The following is a 12,541-nucleotide window of genomic DNA, read 5'->3' as shown; positions in this document are numbered from 1 at the left end:
TATACAACTAGCTTATCGTTCGCATGGACATGCGTCAATCCATCTACAAACAAGAAGTATGTCACATTTTTTTATAACAACGAATATAATCAATCGCAAACTCAGTAGGATATACAGGCGCAGTTCTCGAACCGCTCTCTGATGATGGGATTTCATAGATGTTCAGCATCAATTGCATCGGATATTTCGGTGATTGCTTGGATCTATGAATGAGTTTGTTATCGATATAAAAATCAACGCCTTGATCCGTCCAATCGACAGCATACACATGATAATTCGTCGGATCGATATCAAATGGTTGCTCGAAAAACTCTTCTTCCAGCAGCGGATCGCCGAATGCATGGATGCCAAATCCTAACGTACACGTGCCATTTTCAACGTTCCAACCTTTTAATTCAAATGGACAGATTTCCCCTGATCGATTCGGAAGATCCTCGAAACCAATCATCCAAAACGCGCAAACATTATTGGGATTGCCGACTCCTTTTGCCCGTAATTCAAAATACCCATATTGCGGAGTAAACAACTGTTCAACCGGTTGTTCTTCTCGAACGAGACAGTCACTTGAGAATTTGTGTTGACCATGCGCACTACCTAATGGCCCAGAAAAAACACCTGTTTGGAGGTTGCTTACCTTCACGTCTCCATTCCATTCAAGACACCATGGTAATTGGTCTTCTGTGATTTGAAGAATTAGTTGGCTATCTGCTATTGTGTAGTTGGCTTCTGAGCGCTTTCGATTGCTCCATTGAGGCAAATAGTAAGGCAGCCACTTCGCTCGGTCGAGCTTGTCTGTCTCGAAATCATCATGAAATATTAAGGTATATCCCTCTTTTTCTAGATCGTTTCTTGGAAAATCATAATTGCTCATCGATCATGCCTCCAACCCATCCATTTTTTATAAAATAGTATATCATTTTTATTGCACGAAATGGAACAAATGTTCTATGATATTCAAGTATACGCCTTATACGATGAGTTCGTTTCGAAGGGAGCCATTGACGTCATAGCGCCGCAAATCAAGCATTGGGGCCATACGGCTGGTTACTTTGGCGATCCTGAAGGAAATGTTCATTCTATTTTCGCGGTGAATCCTACGTAATTCCGTTCGCGCAGGCGAACCCGTCGGGGTTCTCTCCCTAAGGCTCCTAGAACGAAAAAAAGAACATGCCCAAAGGACATGTTCTTTTTATACGTTCTAATGGAGCCTAGGGGGATCGAACCCCTGACCTCATCGCTGCCAGCGATGCGCTCTCCCAGCTGAGCTAAGGCCCCGTGATAACGCTTTAATGGCGTCGACTTTTTGTATTATACAGGAATTCACGATGACAGGCAAGACCTGCGATTTGTTATTTTTCATGCATGTTCCTATCTTGCCAGCTGTTTGTCATTTCTGTTGCAAAGGTCGTGAAACGTTGTTTCAAGCGCAGGTTCATGCTAACCTAGTAGCATAAACTAGTTGATCGTTTGGGAGTGGAGATGTCGTGTCGAACGCAGTGTTGTATTGGCTTTTCTTGGGTATTACTTTCGCGGTTCCATTTGTAATTGGTGTAGTGATGATGCGCATGACGAATCGTTTGGGGTTCTCCTTCTTACTATCAACGGCGCTGAATATCGCAATGACAGTAGCAGCAGTATATTGGTGGAAGTCGGTGACGACGGACAAGTTCCAGATGATGTTTGGGATGGCGTTTTACGGGGTATCCGCGGTGAATGTGATGGTTCTTGAATTTTTCGCTTTATTTAGTATTCGGAAGAAATTGAATCCATAAGAGAGGGGAGCGGAATGCCGAAGTTAACCCGTTCGATGATGGTATTCTACGTATTCCTAGTCGCAGCCGTCCTCTGGATGGCGTTTATTTATATGAAGTCGGCGGAGACGTATCAGCAACAGAGTTTGAAGCCTTATTTGGAATCGAAATTTTCTAGCGCAAAGCTGAAAGAGCATTTCCCTCATATCGAGTTCACATACGACCGTCAGGTCATTTCGTGGCGAGATCCGATAAATTTCATCGAATTCATCATAAGAAAAGCAGGACACGTCAGCGAATATGCTGTACTTGCCCTGCTGTGGTCGATCGCTTTGCTTGCGAAGCCAGTGAGATTGTACATAGCGTTGTTCAGCTCCTTCCTCATCTCGATCGTATATGCGATGTCGGATGAATGGCATCAATCGTTCGTGAAAGATCGAACCGGACACGGCATCGATGTGTGTGTTGACGGAATCGGTATTCTGGGTGCGCTCCTAGTAGTGTGGTTGGTTCTCGTCATCCGTGAACGAATTAGAGCCAGAAGAACAAGCTAGTCAGCAGAACGGACACTTTCCTTTTCTTAACAGCTTTCCATTTCCAATGTTCGCGAGCTTCGCTTTCAAGCTCATGCAGCTGCCATTCCATAAGCTTCTCTGAAACGTAGAGATCTGTAGGTTGCATCGTGGTCACTTTCCTTTCTTTTTGGGATACCCTTAGTTTACGCTGGAATAAGGGGAACAAAAAGAGTATAATTGGGTTCAACGATTTCCCCTTTTATGGAAAGGACGTTGGACGATGCAGATATTGTCTCACTTTTTGGAATTGCGAGCTGGCTTTGAGCATGGGATTGAGCATCAACCGCAGCCCATTACATTGGAAGAAATCGCGGACAGATTGTATTGCTCCACAAGGAATGCGAAGATTTTATTGAAAAAAATGAGTGAACAGAACTGGCTTTCTTGGGAACCAGGCAGGGGAAGAGGCAATATTTCCAAGCTGACTTTCTTGGTGTCCTCGGAGGATATGATTTCGAAGCAAGCGATGTCGCTGGCAAGTCGCGGTGACTATTTAGGTACGATTGAGCTGATTCATCAACTCGGTAAAGGGGAAGCGCTGCAGGATTCCTTTATCGAGTGGTTGTTCAGCTTTTTTGGTTACCGTGCGTTAGAGCACGAGGAGCGCTTTAAGGATGCCCTGCGTTTTCCAGTGTATAAATGGTTGGTCACGCTTGACCCTGCTCATACGTTTTATGCGTTTGATTTTCATCTGATTGGTCATATCTTTGATACGCTAATTCGCTATAACCCGCGAACGAAAGTGATAGAGCCTCATTTAGCCCACTACTGGGAAGTCAGTCAAGATGGCTTGCATTACACATTCTATCTGCGCAAAGGGGTGCTGTTCCATCATGGTCGCGAGATGACAGCAAATGATGTGAAGTACTCGTTCATGCGATTAAAGCAGCTAGGGTCGAACGCCACCCAAGGCTGGATGGCCGAAAGCATCGAGTCGATCACTGTGCTGAATCGAAGCAGCATCAATATTGAATTGACACATCCGAACGTGCTGTTCTTAGAGCAATTGGCTCATATGTCTATGGCGATCGTACCAGAGGAAATTTGCCGTGATAATGAGGCCATTTTCGGAAGGATGCCGATTGGAACGGGGCCTTTCAGGTTGGAGCGCAATGACGATTTTATTTGCAAATTGCGAGCGTTTGATAATTATTTCGGTGTCAGGCCGCATCTGGATCAGATCGAAATCTGGCTGTTGCCATCTGACTTATCCGAGTCGCTTCCGAGTTGGGATAAGGTGCAGGTGTTTAGCCGACACTCCAATTCTCAGAAACCAGTAGGCGCGATTGATAAAGATTCGGAGTGGCACCAGATCGAGCAGTCTATCATGGGCTGCAGTTTACTTACGTTCAATCGGAATAAAAGAGGGCCTCAGCAGCATACGAATTTTCGTAAAGCAGTCGATCTCGTGCTAGATCGTGAGCGCATGATCGAAGAGCTTGGGGGCTTCCGGGAAGCCCCTGCCAGAAGCTTTCTTCCAATGCTAGAGTCGCAATCGAAGTCCCTGACCGATCAAGAGGAGGCGAAGCGCCTTCTGGAAGAAATGGGCTACCAAGGCGACAAGCTCCGCATGTACGTCTACAGCAACAATAACGAGGATGCCAGATGGATTTGTCGGCAATGCGAAGCGATCGGGATTCCCATTGAGATTACGATACGAAGCGAAGCGGATATGATGCAGCTGAGTACGATCGAGGAAGCGGATCTTATTTTCTACCACATTTGCATGGAAAGTCATTATGATCTTCATATTATTCAGACGTTGAAGCAGAGCAACAGCTATGTTAGGGCGCATATGAATAGAGAACGAGCTGAGTGGGTGGATGCGAAAATAGAGGGAATTCTGAGCAATCCAGATGTGGATGCGCGCATAGCGGGCTTACATGACATCGTGGATGAGCTGCAAGCGGAGAAATCGTTCCTGTTTGTGCTGCATCGATCTCAACAAACCACGTATCACGACTCGATTAAGGGTGTCACAATCAATGATCTAGGCTGGGTGGACTTCAGGGAAATCTGGTTCGCACCTAGCATTTAAAATGAAAAAACGACCTTACGGTCGTCTTGGGGCTGGCGGTTCAAAGCGCCGTTCCATCGCATTCCAACGGGCATTAGCCACGAAAAATCCGATGAACATGAAAATGATGAATCGAATGGAAACCCACGTGGATTCAATGGATCCGTAGCTTAGAAATTCCAGAAAGCTCGTAAGGATCGTCAGCGCAAGCCCCCATGGAAGCAGGCCGAAGTACATTAAATATTTGGAACGTCCTAATTTCTTACGTTTAAGCCATGTTGCTTTGTGCGAATCTTTCATATGGAAACTCCCTTTTTCTTTCTAGTATAGCACTGCTGCGTCTAAATTTCGAATGATAGAAGGGGATGACCAGACATCCCATAATATGGTAGTATAAGGAAGTTGAAAGGGGATATGGACTTTGCTTGGGAAACTATTTATTTTTGCACTACTCTGGCGACTTGTCGGCAATCCGTTTCTGGCTTTATTGATTTTACTCGTCATTTTCTACTTGTTGGATCGCAGATATGTCGGCATCCTGCCGAATATATGGAGGCCATTTCAATTAAAACGAAAGGCGACGAGGCTCCGTGTAGATTTACACGCCAATCCGCATAACACATCGGCAAAGCTGGATTTAGCGCGCATTCTAATTGAACGCAAAAAATATCAAGAAGCACTGCCTTACTTGGAGCAATCGCTGCCGATCATAGCGGACTCCGCTGATGTGCATTATGAGATTGGACTTTGCTTGCTGAAGCTAGGACGCATTGCGGAAGGCGAGAGGTATATGCTCCAAGCGATCGAGCTGAATCCGCGGGTCAAATATGGCGAAGCCTTCCTCCGCCTTGGCGAGGCTCTAGCTCCTCATGCGCCTGAGCGAGCGGCGCAATTCATCGAACACTTCCGCGACCTGCACTCCTCGTCGGTCGAGGCGTACTACCGTCTAGGCCAGCTGTATCAGCAGCTCGGCCGTCAAGACGATGCCAAGCGCGCTTACCGCGAAGCGCTGGACATCTACCGCGGCTTGCCCCGCTACAGTCGCCGTCAACAACGGCGCTGGGCCTGGCTGGCGCGCCTGAAATAGCATGGTTCCGCTCCTTAGCGAGCGGAACCTTTTTGCATTAGGCTCGCGTATGCACGCGCGAGCCCCCACGCCCCTAGCAGCCCGATAAGGACGGCTGCTAGGGTGTGCACATCGTAGAGCCAGATGCGCCCAGGCGCTGGCTCTGGCTGCACGCGATCCCACAGCGTGAGGATCGCGGGGTGCGCGAGATAAATGCCGAATGAGGCTGCGCCTACGGCATTTAGGCTAGTGGCGAGGCGGCTCGCCTTCGCATTTTTCCTGCTCGTATTCGCATGATGGCGGCTCGCCCTCGCCACTTGGCTGCGCGCCCACAGCACGCAGGGCAGCGGGATCGCCAGGCAATAGACGAGCAGCGTCAGCTCGATCAACGTATTGTCAAACGAGGCGATTTCAAGCTGCAGGTAGAGCATGCCGACAAAAGCAGCGCCCGACAGGAGCGCAAGGGGGATCAGCCATCTTTTGAAACGAAGCGCCCATGCCAGCATTTGCTTATAATAGATGCCCATGTAGGCGCCGAAGCTGAACATGGCCGTGTAACTGAGACATAGACTGGCATACTCAGGCAGCGGTGCGACCCAATGATGGAAGGTGTACGAAGCAGCTTGAATGCCAATACCTAGAGGAATCAGCCATTTGCTCAGACGCTTGAACTTGGTGACAGCCGTCATCACGAGCGGGAATAGCACATAGAACTGAACAATAATGATCATATAGTAGAGATGATAGCTGGCATTTCCGGATAGGAGCAGTTTAAACAGATACCAAGCGTCCACATGCACAGTGCCATGAAACATCCACTGATTATACACATAGTAAAAGATGGACCATAACACATAGGGGATTACGATTTTTTGCAGTCTTTTTGCCCAAAATACCCTTGTCATACCTGGCTCCCATCGGTCGTAATACGAGTAAAACAATACGAGTCCGCTAATCCAGATGAAGAGGGGAACTGTAAATAAACTAGCTTTATTGAGGATGAAAAAGAGGGCCTGTGAGCCCGTTCCTACGGCTAGCAGGGTCGCGTCTGACGTGCCATGAATGAGCACAACAGCGATAATTGCGATCGCTCGCACGATGTCGATTTCTGTAAGTTTTGGTTTGGATGCCATGCTCGAACTCCTTTTATTCGCTACATTCACTTTACCATGATCGCTGCAGGTAGGACAATCAGGCAGATTAGGCTGCGACCGCGCTTGACGCTGTCATCTGCCCAAGCTAAACTGTTGATAGCATGTACATTGAGATGAATCAAGAGGGTGAATGATCGTGAGTTATGAATATGTAATGCAGGCGGTTTTGCTCATATTTTTGGTAATTATCACTTTTTTTGCTATGTTGGTATGGACGAAATGGCGAAAAAGAGGACGGAGATAGATTATGTATTTTATTAATCATGAACAAATTGATCAGCGTATTCAATTTCTATCCGTGTTGGCGGAGGCCAGCCAGCAGCTGGTGGCGCGGTGGGAGCAAGGATCAAGAGACCTGGTGTGGCAGCTAGCCCAGGAGCGCGTCCTGCATCTAGCGATTGAAACCGTTACAGACGTTGGCAGCTTGCTGATCGATGCTTTTATTCTGAGAGATGCCAGCAGCTATGAAGATATCTTGGAGATCGTTCATGGCGAAGGTGCATATTCAGAGCCTTTGAAAGCGACACTGCTGGAGTTGGTGAAGCTCAGAAAGCCGCTTGTACAAGATTATGCGGATTGGAATCGTGAGACGCTTCATCCGTTAATTGCGCAAATTCCAGCAGCTTTTGAAGAATTTGCGGCAAGCGTTCGCGCTTTTATCAAGAGTGAATTGGCGTAACCTGCATACGTGTTACTCAATTTACTTATTGCCTTTGTTGCTGTAAAATGAGACCTAAACAAGGTCTAAGGGTGGTGAGAGCGTGAATCAAACACTAGAAACGTCAACGCGAAAAGTGATTCTTTCCATGCTCAAAACGCAAGGACCGTTAAGCGTGCAGGATATCGCCAAGCAGCTTGGCATCACCGAAATGGCCGTTCGACGGCACATTCATTCGATGGAAAAAGATAATTTGCTCGAAGCCACATTGATGCGGCAAGCGATGGGACGACCAACAAGTGTCTATACACTTGCGCCACAGGCGGACGAATTATTTCCCAAGAAATACTTACAGCTGACGTTGGATTTATTAGATGAGCTTTTGGAAGACGAAGGTCAAACGAAAATTGAGCGTCTTTTTGAAGGCAGACAAGATAAATTGGAAGCTCGCTATCAGCCACGCATGCAAGCCAAGGATTTGGAAGCGCGTGTAGCTGAGCTGGCACAGATCCAGAATGAGAATGGTTACATGGTTGATTGGACGGACGAAGGCGATGACCGCTATGTGCTGAGCGAGCATAATTGCCCGATCGCCAAAGTAGCGAATACCTACCAACAAGCGTGCCAATGTGAGTTGAATTTGTTTCGCAACTTGCTGGATGCCAGTGTGGAGCGTACCGAGTGCCTGGCCAAGGGTGCGAGCAAATGCGTTTATATCATAAGTAAAAAATAAGGGTTAAGCGGCGAGTGGCTGCTTAACCCTTTTGTGTTGTTTTTGGCAACCGGCGTGAGTCTTGTCTTTACATATTTGCAGCGCTCAATAATCTAACAGCCTTCTCTGTAATCCAGCCGAAATTACCAGCTTCAATTTCTTTCACATTAATCAATGAACCGCCGATACCGAGCCCATAGCAGCCGATTTCGAGGAATTGTTTAATATTCGACTCGGTAACACCGCCGACCGCCATCATCGGGATCTTGTCCAATGGTCCCATCAGCTCTTTGATGAATGGCAACCCAAGGCTGGCGCTCGGGAATATTTTCACAGCGGTCGCTCCCGCTTTCCATGCTTTCACGACCTCAGTTGGCGTCATGGCGCCAGGGAAGATGGGGACACCTTGCTCGCTTGACCACCGAATAACCTCTTCATCCAAATTCGGTGTCACGAGGAAAGCCGCTCCTGCTTCAACCGCTTGTTTGGCATCTTCCAAGTCCAGCACGGTGCCAGCCCCGATAAACATCCGATCGCCCCATCGCGTCTGAAGGCTGTTAATCATGGATAGTGCTCCCGGTGTGTTCAGGGTTACTTCCATCACGGTCACGCCACCGTTATATAACGCTTCCGCTACGGATAGAATATGCCCTTCCTTCACACCGCGAACAATCGCGATAATCCGTGTACGTTCAATTTCTTGAATACCTTGTTCTCGTTCCATAGTATGAGTCCCCCACCTAATCTCCATGCATTCATTGATTTTTATTATGACAGGTTCCAGAAATTTTTCCAGTAGGTTTGTGTCAAGACAAGCCCGACTTACCTATACTGTAGTAATTCATAGGCATTCGTCTAGAAGCCTCATCATCGCTTACCGCTTATAGAGGTTGTTCAAAAAGTCGTCTTTGATCACGAAGCAAGCCAAGAAGAATTTTCGACATCGAATCTTGCGTTCACCTTCGAAGTCCGTTGCTCATGTAGGTTTGCCTACACTCCGCTACTCCTTCTTCCCATTCTCGCAACCTTCTCGGTGCTGAAAGCCGACTTTTTGAACTTGCACGTATTGCTCATCGGAGGTGCCCCCATGACGTGGATTGAGATTAGTATCGTTAGCTTGGCAGTTGCCAGTTTGGTGCTTATTTTGTTTATCATTCGTTTCCTCGTGACGGCGACGCGAACTGTTCGTGTGCTAGGAGACTCGGTTGTGGAAGTGAAGCAGGAAATTGTGCACACAACAGAGCATACGGAGAATCTTATGAAGCAAATTGGGCAGCTTACGGAGGAGGTCCATATGCAGCTCCATGCGTTAGAACCGAGTAGGCAATCCATAGAGAAGGCTGGCGCTGCTATTGGAGATGTGGCATCCACGCTGCGTAAAGCGTCACGTCTGATAAACGATTCGATGTTTGGTGCGGAAAAGGTTGTACATACGCACCAGAAGCGTATCCAAGACGCAATGGAATGGGCAACAACAGGGTGGGAGCTATGGCAGAGATGGCAGGCGCATCGGAATGCGAAATCAGAACTTTAAGGAGTGGATAGCATATGTCCAATGGTAAAAAGGGTAAGGATCTTCTCATCGGCGCTGTCGTCGGCGGTTTAGTTGGAGCAGCGGCTGCTCTGCTGTTTGCGCCTAAATCAGGTCGCGAGCTGCGCAGCGACATTGCACAAGGGGCAACGGCTGTCAGCGATAAAACCGTGCAAGTTGCTACTGCGGTGAGTCAAAAAACGCAAGCCGCGGCCAAAACCGTAAGTACAACTACGACAGATTTCGTTAGCAAAGCGAAAGACACCGCGGCAAGTGTTGTAGACACTGTCCGCTCGTGGAAGGAAGCACCTGTAAGTGAAGAACTGGTGGAAGATCTGGACCTCGAACTCGATATCGAAGCTTCCGAAGCTGCGGAAGATCTGGTCATTGTAGGCCGCTAAGCGCTAGGCGCACAAATGAAAAAAGCAGAGGGCTCCTTGGGAGGAGAACTCTGCTTTTTATCCATAAGATCTATTACCACTTCGACGGGTCGATTTTACTAATATCTAACCCTTCCCATACATTTTTAATAACGGCTGTTTCGGGATGTTCAAATACTAACCAAGCTGTAGGAAGATAACGCTCACCGTACTCGCTTGAAGGCTTATTGATAATCGCATTATTGTGGACAAGCACGGTAGAAGCGCCTCCGTCCAAATTAGCCGCGGTGATCGCGCCGTGGGCTAAGAAAATTTCCTGAATATCATACAGCGTTGCGCCAATACTGTGCGTCTGTCTGCCGTCAATAATCGCAAACAGGATGGAACCATCCTTCGTTTGGGCCATGCAAGTGCGCGGGGCAATACCCCAGCCGTCTGCTTGGCTTTTGACTTGGCCGACCCCATTGACAATGAAGCGCGGGCTGAACGACACTGCTTCTTGTACGCCCATTTCGAGCAGCTCAGAAACCTTGTATTTGCCAGCAATCATACGGCCCATCTTATCGATTCCGACAATTGAAACCGTACCATTCATACCCTTATCATTGTAAAAAATCTTACCGCCAGAGATAACAACGCCCTCAGGTTGAAAGCCATTGCCCTCCCAATTCGGGTCGACAAATCCGCCGCCATTCACGCCGAGCACCGCGCCAGTGCGTTTAACCATGGACGAAACCTTCTCACCTTTGCCTGCCTTCTCAGGGACAGCAATGCGAAGCTTCGTGGGATCGGAAATCGTGACGAGATGCCCTTTGAAATTCGTTCCGGAGATGGGCTCAATCGTCACCAAATCCTTCTTCACAACGGTGGGTGCTACCGAAGGCTGAGGTTCAATATGAACCAGGCCTAGATCTTTCTCAACACCCATTTCATCAAATTTCTTAGAATAAGCGTTGACTCGTTTCTGCAATTCCGATGAACCAATGACATATTTGGCCCAGTCTCGGTGCTGGGTTGTAATTAACGTGTCTGCCATCATATAACGCAGATCAGTTCCTGAGGCAGAAAGGAAAAGCCAACCAAGCGCTGCTAATGAAAGTATCGTAAAACTTAGGATCGCGTATAGCGTAAATCGTAAACCGACAGAACGTTTGCGCAGCTTTCTCGTTAGGTTCGCTTCCTGCCGGGACACTGTTTGTTGAACCGCCATCGTACAGCACGTTCCTCTCTTCCAAATTTCAATCGCCCATCATCTATAAGACGAAGGAAAAAGGGAAAAGTTTCAGAAAATTAGCTGATTTTGGTACCTGACATATGATTGAAGAGGCCCGCCTCTTACTACTTCCCATGAACAGCCACAAACCGCGGCTCTATCACACGATTCCTTTTATAAGGAATCTCCACTTCTTTGCCCGTATTCTGAGCGACTCGGCGCAGGAGAAGTTCATGATATTTCTTTTGGCGGAACGCCGCAATGGTAACGCTTGTACTCACACCGAGCGGGTCAAAAAGAGCTTGCCCTCTTTCGGTTGATAGCTCTTCACATGGGAGAGATTAACGAATACGTCCGCATCCATTTTCTTGAAATCATGCTCCTCCAACTGATCAAGGAAATGGCTAAAGTCCAACAAGGACAACATAGGCACTTTGCGGTTGCCAATCCTGGTGTGGTAGGTCAGCTCGGTAGAGCTGATCTCAATGTATAAAATGTCTTCCAACGGCAGTGAAAGCGGTGAACGGACACATTCAATGCTTTCCTTTTCCAGATAGCCAGCTTTCTCCATAAGTTCTGTATATGAATATTTATAAGCATCCGACAGCTTTTTTAGGGTGACTGGGGACGGTTTAATTTTTTCGTTCGTGGATCGATTGCGCTCTAGTTCTAAATCTCGGATATAAGCATGGGACAGCCCGCTTTTAGACGCTGCTTCGCGCAGTGACATCTTCCCTCGCAAACTCTCTAGAAACTTACCGAATCCTTCAAATTGCTTCATCATCGTTATCCCTCCATCTATTAATTTTAATTGAATTTGCATGAAATAGAAACGGCTAGAACTTGGTATGGTGTGAATTACCTGAGTTGGCAACGGTTTTCTAATAGGATTCGTAAGCCGTTTCTGATTTTAGTAGGTAGAGTTCAGCAATCCCGTGACTTCTGATCTTACTTTTTTTATAATAGGTATAGTTAGAGAGGGGTTGACTTAAATGTCAAAGAAATGGCTGCGTGACAACGGCATGCATGTATCCTGGTTGGTGGCCCTAGTTGCAACGTTAGGAAGTTTATATTTCTCGGAAATTATGCATTTAGCACCTTGCAAATTGTGCTGGTACCAACGCATCTTGATGTATCCGCTTGTCGTTATTCTAGGCATTGCTGCGGTAAAACGGGACTACAAACTAACGATTTATGTGCTGCCGTTAACGATTTGGGGCGCGTGCATCTCCTTGTATCATGTTCTACTTCAAATGGGAGTGTTCAAAGAAACGGGAACGGGTTGCGGCCCTATCGCTTGTGACACGGACTATTTGAACTGGCTTGGATTTATTACCATTCCCATGCTAGCTGGAACTGCTTTTATCCTTATTACAATCCTGCAATTCTTAACGTATCGCGCTACGAAATAACTCCGAATGATAGAGGTCCAAGGCAGGTAATTTGTCTATCACTGTCGAAAAAGAATGAGAACAATTTCATTC

The 12,541-nt window shown here is 47.3% G+C and carries 18 protein-coding genes and 1 tRNA gene; 10 read left to right on the top strand and 9 right to left on the bottom strand.

All coding sequences use genetic code 11. From position 1 onward, the window contains the following. Positions 1–61: 61 nt before the first annotated feature. Entirely contained in the window at positions 62–871 is an 810-nt protein-coding gene (locus MJB10_RS19385) for a glycoside hydrolase family 16 protein (protein WP_314797372.1), read from the bottom strand. A gap of 60 nt (positions 872–931) precedes the next feature. On the opposite strand from MJB10_RS19385, the gene MJB10_RS19380 reads away from it, so the two are divergent. After that, a complete protein-coding gene (locus tag MJB10_RS19380; protein ID WP_314797370.1) occupies positions 932–1,102 on the top strand; it encodes a VOC family protein in 171 nt (56 codons plus the stop codon). Between the two features lie 100 nt (positions 1,103–1,202). Here the strand turns inward: MJB10_RS19380 and MJB10_RS19375 are convergent. Then, positions 1,203–1,275: transfer RNA gene (locus MJB10_RS19375), tRNA-Ala, on the bottom strand. A 209-nt stretch (positions 1,276–1,484) separates the two neighbouring features. Between MJB10_RS19375 and MJB10_RS19370 the strand changes: the two genes are divergently transcribed. Both MJB10_RS19370 and MJB10_RS19365 read left to right on the top strand, forming a co-directional pair. Continuing rightward, positions 1,485–1,772, top strand: coding sequence for a hypothetical protein (locus tag MJB10_RS19370; protein ID WP_314797369.1), 288 nt, complete (start codon positions 1,485–1,487; stop codon positions 1,770–1,772). Between the two features lie 14 nt (positions 1,773–1,786). Next, complete coding sequence (locus tag MJB10_RS19365) at positions 1,787–2,305, top strand: VanZ family protein (RefSeq protein ID WP_314797367.1); 519 nt, start codon at positions 1,787–1,789, stop codon at positions 2,303–2,305. Here the strand turns inward: MJB10_RS19365 and MJB10_RS19360 are convergent. Then, a complete protein-coding gene (locus tag MJB10_RS19360) occupies positions 2,283–2,432 on the bottom strand; it encodes a hypothetical protein (RefSeq protein ID WP_314797365.1) in 150 nt (49 codons plus the stop codon). The two genes, MJB10_RS19365 and MJB10_RS19360, sit on opposite strands and share 23 nt — an antisense overlap. Before the next feature lie 114 nt (positions 2,433–2,546). On the opposite strand from MJB10_RS19360, the gene MJB10_RS19355 reads away from it, so the two are divergent. Further along, positions 2,547–4,364, top strand: a complete 1,818-nt coding sequence (locus MJB10_RS19355; protein ID WP_314797363.1) for an SgrR family transcriptional regulator — start codon at positions 2,547–2,549, stop codon at positions 4,362–4,364. Positions 4,365–4,379: 15 nt separating this feature from the next. Here MJB10_RS19355 and MJB10_RS19350 read toward each other — a convergent pair whose 3' ends face one another. Then, the gene (locus tag MJB10_RS19350) at positions 4,380–4,643 is read right to left on the bottom strand and encodes a hypothetical protein (RefSeq protein ID WP_314797361.1); all 264 of its coding nucleotides are present in this window, start codon (positions 4,641–4,643) and stop codon (positions 4,380–4,382) included. Positions 4,644–4,764: 121 nt separating this feature from the next. Here MJB10_RS19350 and MJB10_RS19345 point away from each other — a divergent pair, with 121 nt between their 5' ends. After that, complete coding sequence (locus MJB10_RS19345) at positions 4,765–5,430, top strand: tetratricopeptide repeat protein (RefSeq protein WP_314797359.1); 666 nt, start codon at positions 4,765–4,767, stop codon at positions 5,428–5,430. 14 nt (positions 5,431–5,444) lie between these two features. Here MJB10_RS19345 and MJB10_RS19340 read toward each other — a convergent pair whose 3' ends face one another. Next, positions 5,445–6,542 (bottom strand): acyltransferase, encoded by a 1,098-nt coding sequence (locus tag MJB10_RS19340; protein ID WP_314797358.1) that lies wholly within the window; start codon positions 6,540–6,542, stop codon positions 5,445–5,447. A gap of 268 nt (positions 6,543–6,810) precedes the next feature. Here MJB10_RS19340 and MJB10_RS19335 point away from each other — a divergent pair, with 268 nt between their 5' ends. Together MJB10_RS19335 and MJB10_RS19330 are read left to right on the top strand one after the other, a co-directional pair. Further along, the gene (locus tag MJB10_RS19335; protein WP_314797357.1) at positions 6,811–7,242 is read left to right on the top strand and encodes a DUF86 domain-containing protein; all 432 of its coding nucleotides are present in this window, start codon (positions 6,811–6,813) and stop codon (positions 7,240–7,242) included. Positions 7,243–7,324: 82 nt separating this feature from the next. After that, positions 7,325–7,954, top strand: coding sequence for a helix-turn-helix transcriptional regulator (locus MJB10_RS19330; protein WP_314797355.1), 630 nt, complete (start codon positions 7,325–7,327; stop codon positions 7,952–7,954). Between the two features lie 67 nt (positions 7,955–8,021). Here MJB10_RS19330 and MJB10_RS19325 read toward each other — a convergent pair whose 3' ends face one another. Then, positions 8,022–8,657: a bifunctional 4-hydroxy-2-oxoglutarate aldolase/2-dehydro-3-deoxy-phosphogluconate aldolase gene (locus MJB10_RS19325; protein ID WP_314797353.1), complete on the bottom strand. Its 636-nt coding sequence runs from the start codon at positions 8,655–8,657 to the stop codon at positions 8,022–8,024. Positions 8,658–9,020: 363 nt separating this feature from the next. Here MJB10_RS19325 and MJB10_RS19320 point away from each other — a divergent pair, with 363 nt between their 5' ends. Together MJB10_RS19320 and MJB10_RS19315 are read left to right on the top strand one after the other, a co-directional pair. Next, the gene (locus MJB10_RS19320) at positions 9,021–9,467 is read left to right on the top strand and encodes a DUF948 domain-containing protein (RefSeq protein ID WP_314797351.1); all 447 of its coding nucleotides are present in this window, start codon (positions 9,021–9,023) and stop codon (positions 9,465–9,467) included. A 14-nt stretch (positions 9,468–9,481) separates the two neighbouring features. Next, a complete protein-coding gene (locus MJB10_RS19315; protein ID WP_314797349.1) occupies positions 9,482–9,865 on the top strand; it encodes a YtxH domain-containing protein in 384 nt (127 codons plus the stop codon). Positions 9,866–9,938: 73 nt separating this feature from the next. On the opposite strand, the gene MJB10_RS19310 is transcribed toward MJB10_RS19315, so the two are convergent. The 3 genes from MJB10_RS19310 to MJB10_RS19300 all read right to left on the bottom strand — a co-directional run bounded on the left by MJB10_RS19310 (position 9,939) and on the right by MJB10_RS19300 (position 11,841). Next, positions 9,939–11,054 (bottom strand): phosphodiester glycosidase family protein, encoded by a 1,116-nt coding sequence (locus MJB10_RS19310; protein ID WP_314797348.1) that lies wholly within the window; start codon positions 11,052–11,054, stop codon positions 9,939–9,941. A 128-nt stretch (positions 11,055–11,182) separates the two neighbouring features. Beyond that, entirely contained in the window at positions 11,183–11,338 is a 156-nt protein-coding gene (locus MJB10_RS19305; RefSeq protein ID WP_314797346.1) for a hypothetical protein, read from the bottom strand. Continuing rightward, complete coding sequence (locus tag MJB10_RS19300; protein WP_314797344.1) at positions 11,335–11,841, bottom strand: helix-turn-helix domain-containing protein; 507 nt, start codon at positions 11,839–11,841, stop codon at positions 11,335–11,337. The genes MJB10_RS19305 and MJB10_RS19300 overlap by 4 nt, the downstream gene beginning before the upstream one ends. Positions 11,842–12,049: 208 nt before the next feature. On the opposite strand from MJB10_RS19300, the gene MJB10_RS19295 reads away from it, so the two are divergent. Continuing rightward, on the top strand, positions 12,050–12,469 hold the full coding sequence (locus tag MJB10_RS19295; protein WP_314797343.1) for a disulfide oxidoreductase: 420 nt from the start codon (positions 12,050–12,052) through the stop codon (positions 12,467–12,469). Positions 12,470–12,541 lie beyond the last annotated feature (72 nt).

This window comes from Paenibacillus sp. MBLB1832, assembly GCF_032271945.1.
Classification (GTDB): domain Bacteria; phylum Bacillota; class Bacilli; order Paenibacillales; family NBRC-103111; genus Paenibacillus_E; species Paenibacillus_E roseopurpureus.
Note: the sequence above shows the minus strand (reverse complement) of the source record. Positions and strands in the feature narration are given on the sequence as shown.

Bases quoted from the DNA above. Each gene is read 5' to 3' on its own strand.
- MJB10_RS19320 (WP_314797351.1), top strand. From the start codon at position 9,021: ATGACGTGGATTGAGATTAGTATCGTTAGCTTGGCAGTTGCCAGTTTG.
- MJB10_RS19350 (WP_314797361.1), bottom strand. From the start codon at position 4,643: ATGAAAGATTCGCACAAAGCAACATGGCTTAAACGTAAGAAATTAGGA.
- MJB10_RS19300 (WP_314797344.1), bottom strand. From the start codon at position 11,841: ATGATGAAGCAATTTGAAGGATTCGGTAAGTTTCTAGAGAGTTTGCGA.
- MJB10_RS19355 (WP_314797363.1), top strand. From the start codon at position 2,547: ATGCAGATATTGTCTCACTTTTTGGAATTGCGAGCTGGCTTTGAGCAT.
- MJB10_RS19365 (WP_314797367.1), top strand. From the start codon at position 1,787: ATGCCGAAGTTAACCCGTTCGATGATGGTATTCTACGTATTCCTAGTC.
- MJB10_RS19315 (WP_314797349.1), top strand. From the start codon at position 9,482: ATGTCCAATGGTAAAAAGGGTAAGGATCTTCTCATCGGCGCTGTCGTC.
- MJB10_RS19335 (WP_314797357.1), top strand. From the start codon at position 6,811: ATGTATTTTATTAATCATGAACAAATTGATCAGCGTATTCAATTTCTA.
- MJB10_RS19325 (WP_314797353.1), bottom strand. From the start codon at position 8,657: ATGGAACGAGAACAAGGTATTCAAGAAATTGAACGTACACGGATTATC.
- MJB10_RS19340 (WP_314797358.1), bottom strand. From the start codon at position 6,542: ATGGCATCCAAACCAAAACTTACAGAAATCGACATCGTGCGAGCGATC.
- MJB10_RS19380 (WP_314797370.1), top strand. From the start codon at position 932: ATGGAACAAATGTTCTATGATATTCAAGTATACGCCTTATACGATGAG.
- MJB10_RS19295 (WP_314797343.1), top strand. From the start codon at position 12,050: ATGTCAAAGAAATGGCTGCGTGACAACGGCATGCATGTATCCTGGTTG.
- MJB10_RS19310 (WP_314797348.1), bottom strand. From the start codon at position 11,054: ATGGCGGTTCAACAAACAGTGTCCCGGCAGGAAGCGAACCTAACGAGA.
- MJB10_RS19385 (WP_314797372.1), bottom strand. From the start codon at position 871: ATGAGCAATTATGATTTTCCAAGAAACGATCTAGAAAAAGAGGGATAT.
- MJB10_RS19360 (WP_314797365.1), bottom strand. From the start codon at position 2,432: ATGCAACCTACAGATCTCTACGTTTCAGAGAAGCTTATGGAATGGCAG.